The 17077-nt window shown below is 68.5% G+C and carries 11 protein-coding genes; 5 read left to right on the top strand and 6 right to left on the bottom strand.

Annotated features, from left to right (window positions below):
• Positions 1-83: 83 nt before the first annotated feature.
• From nth to metG, 3 genes are all read right to left on the bottom strand, one after another.
• Positions 84-719 (bottom strand): endonuclease III, encoded by a 636-nt coding sequence (nth, locus tag HIR79_RS11660; RefSeq protein WP_169958491.1) that lies wholly within the window; start codon positions 717-719, stop codon positions 84-86.
• Positions 720-1217: 498 nt separating this feature from the next.
• Positions 1218-2003, bottom strand: coding sequence for an RnfABCDGE type electron transport complex subunit B (locus HIR79_RS11655; protein ID WP_169958490.1), 786 nt, complete (start codon positions 2001-2003; stop codon positions 1218-1220).
• Between the two features lie 4 nt (positions 2004-2007).
• Entirely contained in the window at positions 2008-4044 is a 2037-nt protein-coding gene (gene metG / locus HIR79_RS11650) for a methionine--tRNA ligase (protein WP_169958489.1), read from the bottom strand.
• 219 nt (positions 4045-4263) lie between these two features.
• Between metG and HIR79_RS11645 the strand changes: the two genes are divergently transcribed.
• Positions 4264-4533 (top strand): hypothetical protein, encoded by a 270-nt coding sequence (locus HIR79_RS11645; RefSeq protein ID WP_169958488.1) that lies wholly within the window; start codon positions 4264-4266, stop codon positions 4531-4533.
• Between the two features lie 189 nt (positions 4534-4722).
• Here HIR79_RS11645 and HIR79_RS11640 read toward each other — a convergent pair whose 3' ends face one another.
• The 3 genes from HIR79_RS11640 to HIR79_RS11630 all read right to left on the bottom strand — a co-directional run bounded on the left by HIR79_RS11640 (position 4723) and on the right by HIR79_RS11630 (position 9876).
• Positions 4723-7854, bottom strand: coding sequence for a transglycosylase domain-containing protein (locus tag HIR79_RS11640; protein ID WP_169958487.1), 3132 nt, complete (start codon positions 7852-7854; stop codon positions 4723-4725).
• Positions 7855-7940: 86 nt separating this feature from the next.
• A complete protein-coding gene (gene thiI / locus HIR79_RS11635) occupies positions 7941-9425 on the bottom strand; it encodes a tRNA uracil 4-sulfurtransferase ThiI (protein WP_169958486.1) in 1485 nt (494 codons plus the stop codon).
• Positions 9426-9594: 169 nt separating this feature from the next.
• Positions 9595-9876: a hypothetical protein gene (locus HIR79_RS11630; protein ID WP_169958485.1), complete on the bottom strand. Its 282-nt coding sequence runs from the start codon at positions 9874-9876 to the stop codon at positions 9595-9597.
• A 440-nt stretch (positions 9877-10316) separates the two neighbouring features.
• On the opposite strand from HIR79_RS11630, the gene HIR79_RS11625 reads away from it, so the two are divergent.
• The 4 genes from HIR79_RS11625 (at position 10317) to HIR79_RS11610 (ending at position 16885) form a co-directional block, all read left to right on the top strand.
• Positions 10317-12545: a TolC family outer membrane protein gene (locus tag HIR79_RS11625; protein WP_169958484.1), complete on the top strand. Its 2229-nt coding sequence runs from the start codon at positions 10317-10319 to the stop codon at positions 12543-12545.
• A 99-nt stretch (positions 12546-12644) separates the two neighbouring features.
• A complete protein-coding gene (locus HIR79_RS11620) occupies positions 12645-14819 on the top strand; it encodes a type I secretion system permease/ATPase (RefSeq protein ID WP_249322129.1) in 2175 nt (724 codons plus the stop codon).
• Positions 14819-16255, top strand: coding sequence for an HlyD family type I secretion periplasmic adaptor subunit (locus HIR79_RS11615; protein WP_169958483.1), 1437 nt, complete (start codon positions 14819-14821; stop codon positions 16253-16255). The genes HIR79_RS11620 and HIR79_RS11615 overlap by 1 nt, the downstream gene beginning before the upstream one ends.
• Positions 16256-16885, top strand: a complete 630-nt coding sequence (locus HIR79_RS11610; RefSeq protein ID WP_169958482.1) for a response regulator transcription factor — start codon at positions 16256-16258, stop codon at positions 16883-16885. It abuts the gene before it with no gap.
• The last annotated feature ends 192 nt before the right edge of the window (positions 16886-17077 follow it).

The raw sequence follows: 17077 nt of genomic DNA, 5'->3' as shown, positions 1-17077 counted from the left end.
CGTCCATCCTCGCCCAGCCGTCGGCGGCTGCCAACCCGCCCTTCGGTGCATGCCCTGTCACGCGCCTTGCCCGGGCGCCGCGACTACAGCTCCGTCTTCTCCTTGAACTCGCAGAGATCCTCGATGACGCAGCTGCCGCAGCGCGGCTTGCGTGCCACGCAGGTATAGCGGCCGTGGAGGATCAGCCAGTGGTGGGCGTCCTGGCGAAACTCCCTGGGCACGTGGCGCAGCAGCTTCTTCTCGACCTCGACCACGTCCTTGCCCTTGGCGATACCGGTGCGATTGGAGACCCGGAAGATATGGGTGTCCACCGCGATGGTGGGCTGGCCGAAGGCGGTGTTGAGGATGACGTTGGCGGTCTTGCGGCCCACCCCGGGCAGCGCCTCCAGGGCGGCGCGGGTCTCCGGGACCTCGCCGCCGTGCTTGTCGACCAGCAGATGGCAGGTCTTCATCAGGTTCTCGGCCTTGGTGTTGAACAGGCCGATGGTCCTGATGTGCTCCTTGAGCCCGTCGATGCCGAGCTCGATGATCCCCTGGGGCGTGTTGGCGACGGGGAAGAGCCTTGCCGTGGCCTTGTTGACGCCGACGTCGGTGGCCTGGGCGGAGAGCAGCACCGCGGCGAGGAGCTCGAAGGGGGTCGTCCAGTGGAGTTCGGTGGTGGGCTCGGGGTTGTGGTCGCGCAGCCGCGCGAAGATTTCAAAGCGTTTCTGGGCGTTCATGGCATCTTTGTCGTTTCTCGGAAGCTCGGCCTTCGGGTTGTGTAATTTATCCGGGCGCCTGCGGCGCCATTCGCCGGGCGGAGCCCAGCTCCCACCAGTGGTCTGAAGCGGTGGCAATACAGCCATTCGCTCGGCGGAGCCGGTCTCCTACCTGTAGCTTGGAGCGGTGGCGACACAGCCGTTCGCTCGGCAGAGCCGATCTCTTACTAGTAGCTTGGGGCGGTGGCAACACTGCCATTCGCTTGGTGGGGCCCAGCTCCCATCAGTTGCCTGCTGCCACCGAGGCTGTTGCTTCTGGTGGGAGCCACGCTCTGCGGGGCGAATAGACGGATGGCGACACCGCTGGGCGCCTGCGGCGCCATTCGCCGGGCGGAGCCCAGCTCCCACCAGTAGTCTCCGGCCTTGGTGACTAACACGCCATCACCGTGGCCTGCTCCTTCTGGGACCAGTAGGTTGAAGCGATTTAGACTTCGCCTTCGCCCAGTGGTGTTATTCCGCTTAATCGGCCGTGCCAGCCTGCTCCAGCGCGCTTCTGGCCTCGGCCAGCAGCCGCTCGGCCTCGGGGAGCTGGGCGCGGGCGGTGGCCTCGGCGTTGGCGTCGCCGCGGCGCTGGGCGCTCTCCAGCTGCTGCCGCACGCGCTTGACGGCCTGCTCGGCGGCCTTGAGGGCCATTTGGCGCTGTCGCTTCACCGCTGGGCCTGCGGTGGCAGGGCCAGATCCGCCGGCGCGGCGCTGCTGCATCAGCCGCTTCTGGCGCTCCAGGCGTTTCTCCTTGGCCTCTCGGGCCAGGCGCACTTGGCGGGCGCGGTGGCGGGTGCGACCCAGCTCGGCACGTCGGGCCAGGTAGGTGTCGCGCTCGGCTTCGCTCTCGGCGGCCTGCCAGGCGGGGTGGGGCACCAGATCGATGCAATCCACCGGGCAGGGCGCCACGCAGAGCTCGCAGCCGGTGCACTCGTCCGTGATCACCGTATGCATGCGCTTAGCCGCGCCGAGGATGGCGTCTACCGGGCAGGCCTGGATGCACTTGGTGCAGCCGATGCACTCGTCCTCGCGGATCACCGCGGCCAGCGGCAACTGGGCGGGTTCCGCCAGGGGCTGCACCGGCTGGCCGGTGAGCGCCGCCAGCCACGCAAGCGTCGCTTCGCCGCCAGGCGGGCAGCGGTTGATGGGCTCGCCCTCGGCGATCGCCTCGGCGTAGGGGAGGCAGCCATCGAAGCCGCACTTGCCGCACTGGGTCTGCGGCAGCAGGGCGTCGATGGCCGCGATCCGCTCGCGCTGGCTCACCGCCTCAGGTCACCCGCTGGCCGGGCTCGGCACCGGTGTCCGGCGAGAGCAGGTAGATGCCCTCGTCGTTGGCCGAGGCCAGCACCATCCCCTCGGAGAGGCCGAAGCGCATCTTGCGCGGGGCGAGGTTGGCCACCATCACGGTGAGCCGTCCCTCCAGGGCCTCGGGGGCGTAGGCGCTGCGGATGCCGGAGAACACCGTGCGGGTCTCGCCGCCCAGGTCCAGGGTCAGCTTGAGCAGCTTGTCGGCGCCCTCGACGTACTCCGCCTTGGCGATCCGCGCGATGCGCAGGTCCACCTTGGCGAAGTCCTCGAAGCCGATCTCCGGGGCGATGGGCGTCTCGGCCAGGGGCCCCTTCGGGGTCTCCTTGAGCTTCTGTTCTTCCACCAGGTCCTCCTTTGACGCCGCCATCATGGCGTCTATCTTCTCCCGCTCCACGCGGGTCATCAGCGGCTTGAACTTGGCGATCTCGTGGCTCAGCAGCACCTCATGGCGGCTATGCCAGTCGAGGCCGTCGAGCTTGAGGAATTCGCGGGCGTCCTCGGCCATGGCCGGCACCACCGGTGCCAGGTAGACCATCAGCTGTCGGAACAGGTTGAGACCCACCGAGCAGATGTCGAGGACCTCCTGCTCGCGGCCTTCCTGCTTGGCCAGTACCCAGGGCTCGGCGTCGGCGATGTAGGTGTTGGCCTCATCCGCCAGTTCCATCACCCGGCGCATGGCGCGGCCGAACTCGCGGGCCTCGAAGAACTCGGCGATCTCGTCGCCGGCGGCGATGAAGCGGGCCACCATCTCCGGCTCGGCGCAGTGGGCTGAGAGCCTGCCGCCGCCGAGCTTCTTGACGAAGCCGGCGCAGCGGCTGGCGATGTTGACCACTTTGCCGACCAGGTCGCTGTTGACCCGGGCGGCGAAGTCCTCGAGGTTGAGGTCCAGGTCGTCCACCCGGGAGGTGAGCTTGGCGGCGAAGTAGTAGCGCAGATACTCCGGGTTCAGGAAGTCCGCGTAGGTGGCGGCCTTGATGAAGGTACCGCGAGACTTGGACATCTTGGCGCCGTTCACCGTCACGAAGCCGTGGCAGTTGACCGCGGTGGGGGTGCGGAAGTCGGCGCCGTGGAGCATGGCCGGCCAGAACAGCGCGTGGAAGTAGACGATGTCCTTGCCGATGAAGTGATAGACCTCGGCCTGGCTGTCCTTGTGCCAGAAGGCGTCGAAGTCCAGGCTCTCTCGGTCGCAGAGGTTCTTGAAGCTGGCCAGGTAGCCGATGGGGGCGTCCAGCCAGACGTAGAAGTACTTGCCCGGGGCGTCGGGAATCTCGAAGCCGAAGTAGGGGGCGTCGCGGGAGATGTCCCACTCATTGAAGCCGGCCTCGAACCACTCCATCAGCTTGTTGCGGATCTGCGGCTGGACGTGGCCGTCGTTGATCCACTCGTGCAGGAAGTCGGCGAAGTCCGGCAGCTTGAAGAAGTAGTGGGTGGAGCTTCTCACCTCGGGGGTGGCGCCGGAGATGGCCGACACCGGGTCGATCAGCTCGGCCGGGGTATAGGTGGCGCCGCACGCCTCGCAGTTATCGCCGTACTGGTCGTCCGCCTTGCACTTGGGGCAGGTGCCCTTGATGAAGCGGTCGGCCAGGAACAGCCCCTTGACCGGATCGTACATCTGCTCAATGTCGCGGGTGGCGATGTGGCCCTTGTCGCGCAGGCGGGTGTAGATCAGCTCGCTGAAGTAGCGGTTCTCGTCGGAGTGGGTCGAGTGGTAGTTGTCGAAGGCCACGCCGAAGGTGGCGAAGTCCGCCTGGTGCTCCTGGCTGACGCGATCGATCAGGGCCTCGGAGGTGATCCCCTCCTGCTCGGCGCGCAGCATGATGGCGGTGCCGTGGGCGTCGTCGGCGCAGACATAGTGGCACTCGTGGCCGCGGCTCTTCTGGAAGCGCACCCAGATATCGGTCTGGATGTACTCGAGCAGGTGGCCGAGGTGGATGGCGCCGTTGGCGTAGGGCAGGGCGCTGGTAACCAGGATCTGGCGCTTGGCGGTCGTCGACATGTCGGCTCTGGATTCCCATGAAAATCAGGCCGTCGATTGTAGCGGTCTTGGGGCGTGGCTGCACCCGCGCGGCACCCGGGTTTGGCGAGTCGCACACTGTTCGGTTAAAATGGTAGAGTCAATCGGTGAGTGGCACGGATCGCCACTCGCAGGATGACCAACCTCAGCGTCACGCATGCCTGGAGCCTGCTTCCCAACAGACTTCATGGAGGAATTCCCATGCGTATGCGTCTTGCCCTGCCCCTGATTGCGGCCACCGCCCTGCTGGCCGGTTGTGCCGGCAATGCCATCTCGCCGACCTACACCAGCGTCGACCCGGACCTCATGCGGATCGGCGATGATCGCCCCGCCGACCCAGAGAAGCGCGTCGAGGAGATGGGCTCCTACTGCCTCGAGATCACCGAGACCTGGAACGACCACGGCACCACCCCGGACGGCCAGAGCCTGTGGGCCAAGGACACCGCCCGCAAGGTCGTACCCTGCAGCTGATCCGAGCACGTCTGAACGAACAAAGCGCCCGGTGCCTACCCGCACCGGGCGCTTTTCGTAGGGGCCTTTGTACCCCTTCGCCCCGCGGAGCGTGGCTCCCACCAGTAGGAACGGCCTCTGCAGTAGCGTTCTGATCTTCTGCCAGCTGGAACAGCCTTTGCCGGAGCGGGCTGAACCCCTGCCGGACGCTCAAGAAGAGCCGCCGCTGGGCTTGGAGTCGGCCATCAGCATGTCGTGGTTGCGGGGCGGCTGGCACTGGGTATGCGTGCCCGCGGCCAGGTAGTGGTTCAGGATCGGCTCCATGCCCTTGAGCACCTGAACCGGCAGGGCCGAGGTGAAGCGGAAGCGGTCGGACTCGCTGCCGGCCACGTAGGCGGTGAGGGTGCCGAAGTGGTCGTCGCCCAGGTAGAAGACGAAGGTGGCGGTGCGGTTGCGCGCCTCGGAGTGCACCACCTGGCCGGAGCGGGTGACGGTCTGGAAGCGGTTGTTGCCGGTGCCGGTCTTGCCGCCGAGGGTCAGCGGGGTGTCGTCGTCCAGCCGGAAGCTGCCCTGCAGGCGGCGGGCGGTGCCGCCCTCCACCACCTGGGAGAGGGTGTGGCGCAGCACCGCGGCCACCTCCGGCGCCATGACCTGGCGGGCGCGGCCGTGGTCGGGCAGGAAGCGGGTCTCGTAGGGGGTGCCCTCGGCCAGGTGCAGGTCGTCGATGCGTAGGGTGGGCAGCCGCACCCCGTCGTTGAGGATGATGCCCATCAGCTCGGCCAGGGCCGCGGGTCGATCCCCCGAGCTGCCCACCGCGGTGGCCAGCGACGGTACAAGGTGGTCGAAGGGGTAGCCGAGCCGCGCCCAGCGCTGGTGGATATCGAGGAAGGCTTCGACCTCCAGCATGGTGCGGATGCGGGTGTCGCGGGCGCTGCGGTGGCGAGTGCGCAGCAGCCAGCCGTAGACCTCCTGGCGCGCCTCGCGGCTGGCGGCCTCGGCGTCGGCGTAGCCGGCGTCGGGCTGGTCCTGCAGGAAGCCCACCAGCCACAGCTCCAGCGGATGCACGCCGGCGATATAGCCCTGGTCGGAGAGGGTGAGGGCGCTGGGATCGCTGCCCTCGAACAGCACACTGGGCCGGAAGCTGGCGTCGCGGCCGCCCAGCCGCTCGGCGACGAAGGCGGTGAAGCCGATGGGGTCCGCCTCCGGGTAGAGATAGCGGTAGACCGCCGCCAGCCGCCGCGCGCCGGGGCGCAGCCCGCCCAGGAAGGCCTCCAGGCGCTCCTCGGGCGGCAACGCCTGGTACTTGCGCCAGAAGCGTTGCAGGAACACCCGGCCCTCGCGATCGGCGAAGCTCGCCAGGTAGTCCAGGCGACGCGGATCGCTGTCGTCCTCGAGCAGCCGGCGGCGGTTCTCGTCGCGGTGGATGCTGTAGTTCACCAGGTCGCGCATCAGGCGGATGAAGGGCAGGTTGAGGGACTCCCGCATCGCCTCCTCGAGGGTGGGGTTGCGGCCGTTGTCCTCGCGCCGGAAGTTGCTGAAAGTGTGGCGCCCGCCCCCGGTGAAGAAGGCCTCGTGGGGGCTCGCCGAGTAGCGGCGCTGCATGGCCTGGGTGAGCAGCTCGTCGAGCGGCACATCCGGAGTGGCGATCAGCCGCTCGATCACCCAGCGGCTCAGGTGGTCCTGGCGGTCCACCGGGATCTGGCGCAGGGTGTCGGCGGGCAGACCAGCGTGGCGGGCGTGCAGCTCGGCGATCACCTCCAGGTAGGTGGCCAGCACCCTGAGCTTGGCGGTGGAGCCCAGCTCCAGCTTGCTCCCCTCGTTGATATCGAAGGGCTGGCCGCTGTTGTCGGTCTGCACCCGCACCCGGAACCCCTCCTCGCTGCGCTCGAAGAGGGTGAAGCTGTAGCGCACCTCGGCAGTCTTCTCCGGGGCGAGCAGGCGCTCGCCAAAGAGGCCGATCTCGCCGGCGAAGGCCGGGTCGGCCAGTCGATACAGGTAGTCGGTGACCTCGACCTGTAGGTCGGGGTGCAGGGTGGTGCGTGCGGTCAGATCCAGGCGGTCCAGCTCGTGGAGCGAGACGCCCAGCATGCCCGCCAGGCGGGTACGCGCCACCTGCAGCCCCTTGTCGCGGGGCACCCGGTGGGCCACCGGGGCCGCCTGGAAGTCGCGGAACACCAGGCGCTGGGCCAGGGCCGCCTCGCTCAGCTCGACGGGCAGCACGCCCTCGCTGGCGAGCAGCCTCAGGTGGCTGTCGGTCAGCCGTTCCAGGGCCTCACGGCCGCCCCGCAGGTACCAGGAGGGGCGGCGCTGGGCGATCATCAGCGCGAGCACCTGGCGCGTTGCCAGCCCCCGGCGCGCCAGGGTATCGGGGCCGTTGAAGTCCGGCACCAGCAGGCGGTTGATCTCGTCGGGGTCGGCGCCGAACCAGACCCACAGGCCGTCGGCGAGGCCGTGCACCTCGCCGTGGCCGGGAGCGGCGGCCAGCGGCACACTGTTGAGGTAGTCCAGGGCGATATCCTGGCGGGCGGTGAGGGTCTCGGGGCCGTGGCGGTAGCCGCGCACGCTGGCCGAGACCATCTGGCGCAGCTTTTCCATGGGGGTGTCGGTCCGCCCGCCGGGGGAGTGACGGTACTTCTCGATCTGGGTGGCCAGGGTGCTGCCGCCGGCGGACTGGTCCGAGACGTCCAGGGCCCGGCTCGCCTGGGAGAGGGCAGCGCGGGCGAAGCGCGGCCAGTCCACCGCGGGGTTGGCGTTGGGGGCGCTGGCGTCGAGCAGCTGGCGGTTCTCGATGAACAGCAGCATCTCCAGCACCAGAGGCGGCACCGCATCGAAGTGGGGGAAGTGGCGCCCGGGGTGGCGGTAGACGTAGAGGCTCTCGCCGGTGCAGCTCTCCAGGGTGAGGCCGGCACGGGTCTTCTCGCCGTAGGGGGGGAAGAAACCGTGGTTGACATACTCCATCAGCGCCGGCGAGAAGCGTGCCTGGCGCTCGACCAGGAAGCCGCGCTCCACCAGTCGCGACTGGACTTCGGGCAGCCGGGTGTAGCCGAGCCGCTCATCGAAGGGGCCGTGGGCGGGGGCAAGCAGCCGCTCGCTGCGTCCCGGAGCGACGGTCCAGGTCAGGGTGGCGGCGTAGCGGGAGAGCTCTTGTGACTGGAAGCGCGAGGTGCGTGCCTCAGCCACCAGCAGGGTGGCCAGCACACTGGCCACCAGCGCGAAGAACAGCAGCAGCCACAGTCCGAGGCGCCGCCGCTTCCTGGGTGGAGGCTCGGCCGACAGCCCGGCGCCCGGCGGCCGGGGCCAGCCGGGATCGAGAAGCGGCTCCTGAGAGTCCAGCCTGCCCATACGCTACCTCCGCCATGGCCCGGTACGAATGCGTACCTCCTTCCATAAGCGTAGAACGGTTCTGGCGTTTGAGTAGCGAAATGTAACTATCTGGATGCGATGTTTCGATAGACGCCGAAGTGGGTGAGACCGCGATCATGGAGGTGCAGGGCCTGCAGGCGACTCATCACCCCCTGGTCGCAGTAGAGGAAGTAGCGGCGATCGTCCGGCAGGGCCTCGGCCCGCTGCTGCAGCTCGTAGAAGGGGATCTCCAGGCGCGGAACCTCGGGCAGTGCCAGCGGCGCCTCCTCGCGCTCGCCGGGTGGGCGGATGTCGATCACGCTGACGTCGTCGGCGGCGGCGAGGGCTGCCGGGGAGTCCAAGGTGAGGAGCGCCTGCGGGGCGGGGGCCGTCGTGTCGCCGAGGCTATCGCTGCGGGTCAGCGTGGCGGCCTCGATGGCGGCGTCAAGCACGCCGAAGTCGAAGCCGGCCTCGGCGGCCGCGACCTGATCGCGCCGGGCGCGGGTGTGGGGGCGCTTGGAGATCACCCCGCAGTACTCCGGCATCGCCTCGGCGAAGCGTGCGGTATCGATCCGGCGGGCCTGATCGATGATCGCCTGCTTGTCCTCGGTGAGCAGCGGGCGCAGCACCGGCAGGGAGCTTGCCTCGTCGATCAGTGCCAGGTTGGTCAGGGTCTGACTGGAGACCTGGGCGATGGCGTCGCCGGTGACCAGGGCCGGCACCCGGGCGCGCTGGGCGATGCGAGAGGCGGCTCGCACCATCATGCGCTTGAGTACCACCCCCATGAGGCTGTCGGGCACCGTCTGGAGGATCTCGGCCACCACCGGCTCGAAGGGCACCGAGATGAAGTTGACCCGATGCGACAGGCTGTAGCGTTGCCAGAGGTGGTGGGTGACCTCGCGGACGCCGCGCTCATGCTCGGGGCCGCCGAGATTGAAGAACAGGAAATGGCTCTTGATGCCGCGGCGGATCATCCGCCAGGCGGCCACCGGGGAGTCGTAGCCGCCGGAGATCAGCGTCATGGCCTGGCCCTGCATGCCCAGCGGATAGCCGCCAAGCCCCGGCCAGCGCTGGCGGATCAGGCGCAGGCGAGCGTCCACCACCTGCACCGGCACCTCGACCTCGGCGTGGCGCAGATCGACCCGCGCCGTGGGGGCCGCGGCAAGCAGCTGGGTGCCCAGGTGGCGCTCCATGTCGGCAGAGGTGAAGTCGTGCTCGCCGCGGCGCTTGGCGGTGACCCGGAAGCGCCGCCCGGCGATGGCGTGCTGCCATAGCGGAACCACCTGCCTGGCGATGTCCTCGAGGCCGTCGAAGTCGACCTCCTCGACCGCCTGCACCTCGTGGATACCGGGAATGCGGGTCAGCCGTTCCTGCATCTCCTCCTGATGCGCAGGGGGCAGGTCATCGGGCAGGGCCACCTGCAGGATGTCCCAGCGCTCCTGGACCTTCACCCGCGGGTCCAGCGGGCGCAGGGTATTGCGCACGTTGGAGGCGAGGCAGCGGATCATGTGGCGCCGCACGGAGCGTGACTTGATGGTGATCTCGGGGAACAGCTTGAGCAGATAGTACATCGTGGAAAGTCTGTAAAGCTTTTGTAGAAACAGTGCCTTACAGTTTACCAGACTCGGCGGGCAGGGGCCCGCAACGACAACGCCCGGCAGGGCCGGGCGTCGGGGGGCGCTTGGGAGGTGCCGGAAAGGCGGGGAGGAGGGCGGCAGCAGCGGCGGCCGCGAGCGGCGCTCAGTAGAGGGCCTGCTCCTCGTCCACCACCTCCTTGAGCAGCTCCAGGAAGAGGCGGTCGGCCTCGGAGTGCTCGGCCGGATCCTCCGGGATGTGCACGCTGGTGGTCTCCGAGATCTCGTTGGCGATGCGCGCCATCACTGCGCTGCCGCCGCCCTCGGGCAGGTGGCGCCGGGCGATCTCGAGGGACTGGTCGAGGATCCTCGGGTCCTGCAGCAGTTTCTTGATGAAACCGCGCAGTTCGTTGATGACCCGGGTCTTCTGGATTTCCGATGAGGACATGGCCTTCTCCTTGTTTAACGTTGCCGTGCCGCAGTGGCGTGACGATATCACGTTTGATCGCTTCGGGAGAGAGGCGGGCGCCAAGCCTGGCCGGGGCATCGACGGGGCAGGACTCTGCAGTGTAATCCCTGGCTTACGTCAAGCAGGTGAGATTTCGTCGGCTTGCCGAAGTGGAGTGAGTGGACAAGTGGCCACATAAGATTACACTGAGTAACAAACAGGGCGGGCATCAGTCTAAAGTGCTGAGCCTCTCCTCTGGCTGGCGACTACCTTCCTGGTAATACCGCTGGCTCAGGAGTCAGGAGTACGGGAAAGGATGCGCCATTCCGGCGAGCAGGAGCCGCACCGGGAATGCGACCCGAACAATAAAATAAATAACACTCTCCAGCCGGGTATCGACCGATGGTCAGCGCCCGGGGATCATGCAAAAGGGAACCATCATGACATGCGCCACCGTAGTTACCCGTTACCTTCAGGGCCGGCGTCGTCTCGCCGGCGCCGCCGTCGTCGGCTCCGCCCTGACGCTGCTGCCGCTGGCCGCCGCCGTGGCCCAGAGCCTGCCGCCGGGGCTCGCTCAGCCCGGCTCCACCGACTTGACCGAGGTGGTGCGCCAGGCGCTCGCCACCAACCCTGAGGTGCACGCGGCCTGGAACGGCCTGCGCGCCGCCGGCAACGACGTGGGCGTGGCCCGTGGCAACTACCTGCCGAGCATCGATGCCGCCGCCGGTATCGGCCGTGAAGACCGTCAGGATGACGGTCGTGGCAGCTACGAGACCACCTTCGCCGAGCTGACCCTGAGCCAGATGATCTGGGACGGCTTCGCTACCCGCAGCGAAGTGGAGCGGCTCGATCGGGCCAAGCTGGTGCGCTACTACGAACTGCTCGGGGCCAGCGAGAACGTCGCCCTGGAAGCCTCCCGCGCCTACCTGGACGTGAGCCGCTACCGCGAGCTGGTGCGCCTGGCCCAGGACAACTACGCCGACCACCTGCGCGTCTTCAACCAGATCGAGGAACGGGTGCAGTCCGGCGCCGGGCGCGGCGTCGACCTGGAGCAGATCAGCGGCCGCCTGGCGCTGGCCGAGTCCAACCTGATGACCGAGGCCTCCAACCTCCACGACGTCACCGCCCGCTACCAGCGCATCGTCGGCCGGCTCCCCGCCGAGAACCTGGCGCCGGCGCCGCAGCTGGATAACCGCCTGCCGCCCAGCGTGGCCGAGGCGGTGAACCTGGCCTTCCAGGGCAACCCCGAGTTCCACGCCGCCATCGAGAACATCGAGGCGAGCCGCGCCCAGCAGGCCGGCACCCGGGCCGGCTTCCAGCCACGCCTGGACCTGCGCGGCCGTGCAGGCACCTACGACAGCAACGACGGTAACTTCGATGCGTTTGGGCGGCGGGACCGCCACAGCATCGAGCTGGTGGCCAGCATGAACCTCTACCGCGGCGGCAGCGACCTGGCCTCCTTCCGCGCCGCCAGCGACCGCGTCGAGCAGTCGATCAACCAGCGCGAGGTGGTGTGTCACAACATCCGCCAGACCACCCAGATCGCCTACAATGACACCCGCCGCCTGCGCGAGCAGATGCAGTACCTGAACCAGCACCGCCAGTCCATCGATCGGGTGCGCGGCGCCTACCAGCAGCAGTTCGATATCGGCCAGCGCACCCTGCTCGACGTGCTGGACAGCGAGAACGAGTTCTTCGAGGCCAGCCGCGCCTTCGTCAACGCCCAGTACGACGTGGCCCTGGCCGACGCCCGTACCCTGGCCGCCATGGGGCAGCTGATGCCCACCCTGGGCGTGGTGCGTGACGACATGCCGACCCTGGCCGAGATGGGCAGCGACGGCGTGGCGCTCAACCCCGACGTGGTCTGCCCCGCCGAAGGGCCCATGGGCTTCACCCTGCAGGACTTCACCGGCGGGATCAGCGCACCGGCACGGGCGCCGGATGTCACCCTGTCTGCCGATGCGCTGTTTGCCGTCAACAGCGCGGATCTCTCCGCCCAGGCGCGCGGGGAGCTCGGCCAGCTGGCGCAGCAGATTCGCGGCATGAACAATCTGGAGCGCGTGTTTATCGCCGGCCACGCCGACAGCACCGGCAACGATGCCATCAACGACCCGCTTTCCCAGCGGCGCGCCGACAGCGTGGCTGACTATCTGGTGAGCCAGGGCGTGGAGCGTGGCCTGGTGCAGACCCGCGGCTACGGCTCCCGCCAGCCGGTGGCTACCAACGATACCGTGGAGAGGCGTCGCCAGAATCGCCGCGTGGAGGTGACCCTGGAACGGGTGGGCGAGAACCTGGATCTCGGCTTCGCGCCGGTCGAGGCTCAGCCGCAGGCGCTGGCCGCCGGCAGCGATGCCGTCTCGCGGGCCTGGGCCGAACCGTCCCCGGTCACCCTCTACACCGAGGCCGGTGTGGTCCGGGCAGAGCTCGAACAGGTCGCCGAGGTGGCGCCTTCCGGCACCTTCCTGCAGGTCGCCGCCCTGCGTGACCAGCACAGTGCCCTGGGGCTTGGCGAGCGGCTCTCCACCGAGCTGAACCTGCCGATGCAGCTGGACAGCTCGGGCAGCCTGCACCGCGTGCAGCTGGGCCCGGTCGCTCCCGCCGAGGCGCGTGCACTTCAGCAGCGGCTCGCCGCGATGGGGTACGGTGACAGCTATACGGTAAAGGGATGATCGTGATCTGATGCGGGGTGTCACCACTGACCCCGCTTGTCCTCTCTCCTTCGGCCCTGCCAGCCTCGCTGGCAGGGCCTCTCCCCTGATGAGGTGTTCGTGAGCCAGAGAGAATCCCTGGACCCCCCGGAGGCGCCGGGCTCCCGCTCGGCGGTTCACGATGAGCTGCTGGAGTGCCTGCAGAGCGTCGCCACCCTGCATGACCAGACCACCACCGCCGAGACCCTGACCGCCGGGCTGCCGCTGGAGGAGGGCAGGCTGACGCCGGGAGTCTTCCCGCGTGCCGCGGCCCGGGCGGGCATGACGGCGCGCTTGGTCAAGAGCCGCCTGGTGCAGCTCAACCCGGCGCTCTTCCCTGCGGTGCTGCTGCTGGAGCCGGGCCGCGCCTGCGTGCTGGTGGCACTGGACATCAAGGCACGCCGCGCCCGGGTGATCTTCCCGGAGCTGGGTGATGCGATCAGCGAGGTGAGCCTCGACGGCCTGCAGACCAGCTACTCCGGCCAGGCGATCTACGTGCGGCCGCGCTTCCACTTCGATGCCCGCGGCCCCGAGGTGAACAAGCAGCGCAGCCGCCACTGGTTCTGGGGCGTGGTTCGCGAGAACCGCAAGCTCTACCGCGACGTCATCGCCGGCTCGGTGATGATCAACCTCTTTGCGGTGGCGATGCCGCTGTTCGTGCTCAATGTCTATGACCGGGTGGTGCCCAACCACGCCACCGAGACGCTCTGGGTGCTGGCGGTGGGTATCTTCATCGTGCTCTGTTTCGATCTGGCGCTGCGGCTGATGCGTAACGCCTTCGTCGACCTGGCGGCGAGCCGGGCCGACGTCAAGCTCTCCTCCTCGATCATGGCCCGGGTGCTGGGGCTGCGCATGGAGGCGAGGCCCGCTTCCACCGGCTCCTTCGCGGCCACCCTGCAGTCCTATGAGTCGGTGCGGGGCTTCATCGGCTCGGCCACGGTGGTGGCCCTGGTCGACCTGCCCTTCGTGCTGATGTTCGCCGCCATCATCGCCCTGATCGGCCCGCCGCTGGTGATCCCGGTGCTGGTGGGCATCGCCTTCGTGCTGCTCTATGCCCTGGCGGCCCAGGGCAAGCTGCACGAGCTCTCCGAGACCACCTGGCGGGTCAGCGCCCAGCGCAACGCCACCCTGGTGGAATCGGTCTCCCAGCTCGAGACGGTCAAGGCGCTGCGCGCCGAGAGCCGCATCCAGGGCGTCTGGGAGAAGGCCTCGGCGTTCCTCTCCCGCACCTCCGCCCAGCTGCGCCTGGTGAGCTCCTCGGTCTCCAGCGTGGCGCTGTGGGCCCAGCACTCGGTGGCGGTCTGCGTGATCATCATCGGGGTCTACCTGATCATCGATGGCAACCTCACCCAGGGCGGGCTGATCGCCGCCTACCTGCTCTCCTCGCGGGCCATGGCGCCGGTGAGCCAGGCCGCGGCCCTGCTGGCCCAGTACCACCAGTCCTCCACCGCGCTGCAGTCCCTCAACGGGGTGATGGAGCGACCGGTGGAGCGCCCCGAGGGCAAGGCCTTCGTCAGCCGTCCGGCGCTGCGCGGCGAGATCGCCTTCGACAAGGTCACCCTGCGCTACCCCGAGGAGGAACGCGAGGCGCTGCGCGACGTGACGCTGAAGATCGACGCCGGCGAGAAGGTGGCACTGCTCGGCCGGGTGGGCTGTGGCAAGACCACCCTCAACAAACTGATCCTCGGGCTCTATCAGCCCACTGCGGGGGCGGTGATGATCGACGGCGTCGACCTGCGCCAGATCGATCCCATCCAGCTGCGCCGCCAGATCGGCTATGTACCCCAGGACGTCAGCCTTTTCTACGGCACCCTGCGCGAGAACATCGTCGCCGGCGGTGGCAGCGAGGGTGTCGACGACGAGGCGCTGCTGCGGGCGATCCGGCTCAGCGGCCTGGAGAGCCTGGTCAACGCCCACCCCCAGGGGGTGGACCTGCAGGTGGGCGAGCGCGGTCAGGCGCTCTCCGGCGGCCAGCGTCAGGCGGTGGCCATCGCACGGGCCCTGGTCAACGACCCGCAGATCCTGCTGCTCGACGAGCCGACCAGCTCCATGGATCACGCGAGCGAAGAGACCTTCAAGGCCAACCTCAAGCAGTTCGCCCGGGCCAAGACGATGATAGTCGTGACCCACCGTACCTCGCTGCTCTCGCTGGTGGATCGCATCATCGTGATCGACGGCGGCAAGGTGGTCGCCGACGGGCCGCGAGACAAGGTGGTGGAGGCCCTGCGCAAGGGCCAGATCGGGAGGGCGCGCTGATGGCCGGCAAGAGCAAGGACCTGCGCAGCGCCGAACAGCGCGGCTTCGAGGCGATCGGGCGATTCTCCGAGAGCGGCGGCAAGGTCTTCCGCCCCTTCATGGATCGCCTCTTCGCCCGGCGCGTCACCGCGGCGCACCTCAACCGTGACTGGGCCAGCGACGCCGACTGGGCGCGCATGCAGCAGGACCCCATCCGCGCTCGTGCCTTCCTCTATGTGGTGCTTCTCACCGTGGTGGCACTGCTGGTGTGGTCCTGGTTTGCCGCCATCGACGAGGTGACCCGCGGCGCCGGTCGGGTGATTCCCTCCAGCCAGCTGCAACGGGTGCAGACCTTCGACGGTGGTGTGGTGCAGGAGATCCTGGTGCGCGAGGGGCAGCTGGTGGAGGCGGGCCAGGTGCTGATGCGCATCGACCCCACCCGCTTCGTCGCCACCTTCCGGGAGAACCGCGCTCAGGCGCTGTCGCTCCAGGCGCGGGCAGAGCGCCTGCGGGCGCTGATCACCGACACGCCCTTCGACCCCTCGGAAGAGTTGCGCGCCGAGGCGCCGGGTATCGTCGCCCAGGAACGGGAGGTCTACGAGAGCCGCCGCGAGGAGCTGCGCGAGCAGGAGAACATCCTGCGCGACCGCATTCGCCAGCGGGAAGAGGAGCTGCGCGAAGCCCAGGCCCGGCGGGATACCGCCCAGCGCGAGGCCAACATGGCCAGCCAGGAGCTCAACCTGACCCGGCCGCTGCTGCAGTCCGGGGCGGTCTCCGAGGTGGATATCCTGCGCCTGCAGCGCGAGGTCTCCCGCGCCACCGGCGAGCGAAACCAGGCCGCTGCCTCGGTCTCGCGTCTGGAGTCGGCCGTGGAGGAGGCGCGCACCCAACTGCGCGAGCTCGGCATCGAACGGCGCAGCGACTGGCGCAACGACCTGGCCCAGGTGATGGGCGATCTCTCCGCCCTGGACGAGTCCAGTGCCGGCCTGCAGGACCGCGTGCGCCTGGCCGAGGTGCGCTCGCCGGTGGACGGCGTGGTGCAGCGGCTCAATATCAACACCATCGGCGGGGTGGCCCAGCAGGGGCAGGAGGTAGTGGAGATCGTGCCCAGCGACGACCAGCTGCTGGTCGAGGCGCGCATCGCTCCTCAGGACATCGCCTTCCTGCGCCCCGGGCAGCCGGCCACCATCAAGCTCACCGCCTATGACTTCTCCATCTATGGCGGCCTGCAGGCAGAGCTCGACCACATCAGCGCCGACACCATCACCGACGATAACGACAACACCTTCTATCTGGTGCGCGTGCGCGCCCTGGACGGCGAGGAGGTCAACCAGCAGCTCGCCGTGATTCCCGGCATGACCGCCCAGGTGGACATCATGACCGGCAAGCGCACCGTGATGCAGTTCATGCTCAAACCCGTGCTGCGGGCCTGGAGCGATTCCTTGGGAGAGCGATAGATGGCGATCTACTTCATCAGTCAGGGACGCGACGAGATCCCCCGCTGGCGCGAGGCCTTCAGCGATGCCCGCCTGATCTCCCCGCGGGAGATCCATGCCCGGCTGGTGCGTGGCGACTGCGTGTGGGTCATGGTCGACGGCGAGGATTGGCCGCAGCGGGTGGCCGATCTGCACCGGCGCGGTGCGGCGGTCGGGGTGATGACCCATTCCCCCAGCGCCGCCGAGGCCTTCGAGGCGTTGGAGAGCGGTGCGCGCGGCTATGTGCATGCGCTCTCCGCCCCTGAAGTGCTGCGCCAGGCCCAGGTGGTGATCATGAACCAGGGGATCTGGGTGCCGCCCGAGCTGATGGCCCGGGTGGTGGGGGGAACCTTCCGCGCGCTGGGTGGGCGGGCGCAGGCCCACTCCCAGGCGGAGGAGCTGCAGGCGCTCACCGAACGGGAGCGGGCGGTGACCCTGGCCGTGCTCGAGGGGCACAGCAACAAGGAGGTGGCCCGCGAGCTCGGCATCACCGAGCGCACCGTCAAGGCGCACCTCGGGGCGGTGTTCGGCAAGCTTGGCGTGCGCGACCGCATGCAGCTGGTGCTGCGCCTGTCGGGCCTGCACGCGGCGATGTCTGATTCAGGTCAGTGACGGCAACGGGCCTCGCGCGACGACACTCGGGTCATCGAATTCATCTTTCACCGCGCCGTATCGGCACCTCGGGTGTCGATACGGCTGCTATCAGTCTTGAACATTGATGTGCGTCAAGTAGAAAGCCTACCTGTCCATCGGTCCAATACTCCCTCTCCCACCTCGCGCCTAACTTGAAGGTATCAGTCGGCA

The organism is Halomonas sp. PGE1 (genome assembly GCF_013000985.1).
In the GTDB taxonomy this organism is placed as follows: Bacteria; Pseudomonadota; Gammaproteobacteria; order Pseudomonadales; family Halomonadaceae; genus Halomonas; species Halomonas alkalicola.
The sequence above is the reverse complement of the archived record's forward strand: the minus strand, read 5'-3'. Positions and strand labels throughout refer to the sequence as shown.

What these genes read in the sequence shown, in the direction of transcription:
- thiI (WP_169958486.1), bottom strand. Translation starts at nt 9,425, where the DNA reads ATGTACTATCTGCTCAAGCTGTTCCCCGAGATCACCATCAAGTCACGC.
- nth (WP_169958491.1), bottom strand. Translation starts at nt 719, where the DNA reads ATGAACGCCCAGAAACGCTTTGAAATCTTCGCGCGGCTGCGCGACCAC.
- HIR79_RS11625 (WP_169958484.1), top strand. Translation starts at nt 10,317, where the DNA reads ATGACATGCGCCACCGTAGTTACCCGTTACCTTCAGGGCCGGCGTCGT.
- HIR79_RS11610 (WP_169958482.1), top strand. Translation starts at nt 16,256, where the DNA reads ATGGCGATCTACTTCATCAGTCAGGGACGCGACGAGATCCCCCGCTGG.
- HIR79_RS11615 (WP_169958483.1), top strand. Translation starts at nt 14,819, where the DNA reads ATGGCCGGCAAGAGCAAGGACCTGCGCAGCGCCGAACAGCGCGGCTTC.
- HIR79_RS11640 (WP_169958487.1), bottom strand. Translation starts at nt 7,854, where the DNA reads ATGGGCAGGCTGGACTCTCAGGAGCCGCTTCTCGATCCCGGCTGGCCC.
- metG (WP_169958489.1), bottom strand. Translation starts at nt 4,044, where the DNA reads ATGTCGACGACCGCCAAGCGCCAGATCCTGGTTACCAGCGCCCTGCCC.
- HIR79_RS11645 (WP_169958488.1), top strand. Translation starts at nt 4,264, where the DNA reads ATGCGTATGCGTCTTGCCCTGCCCCTGATTGCGGCCACCGCCCTGCTG.
- HIR79_RS11630 (WP_169958485.1), bottom strand. Translation starts at nt 9,876, where the DNA reads ATGTCCTCATCGGAAATCCAGAAGACCCGGGTCATCAACGAACTGCGC.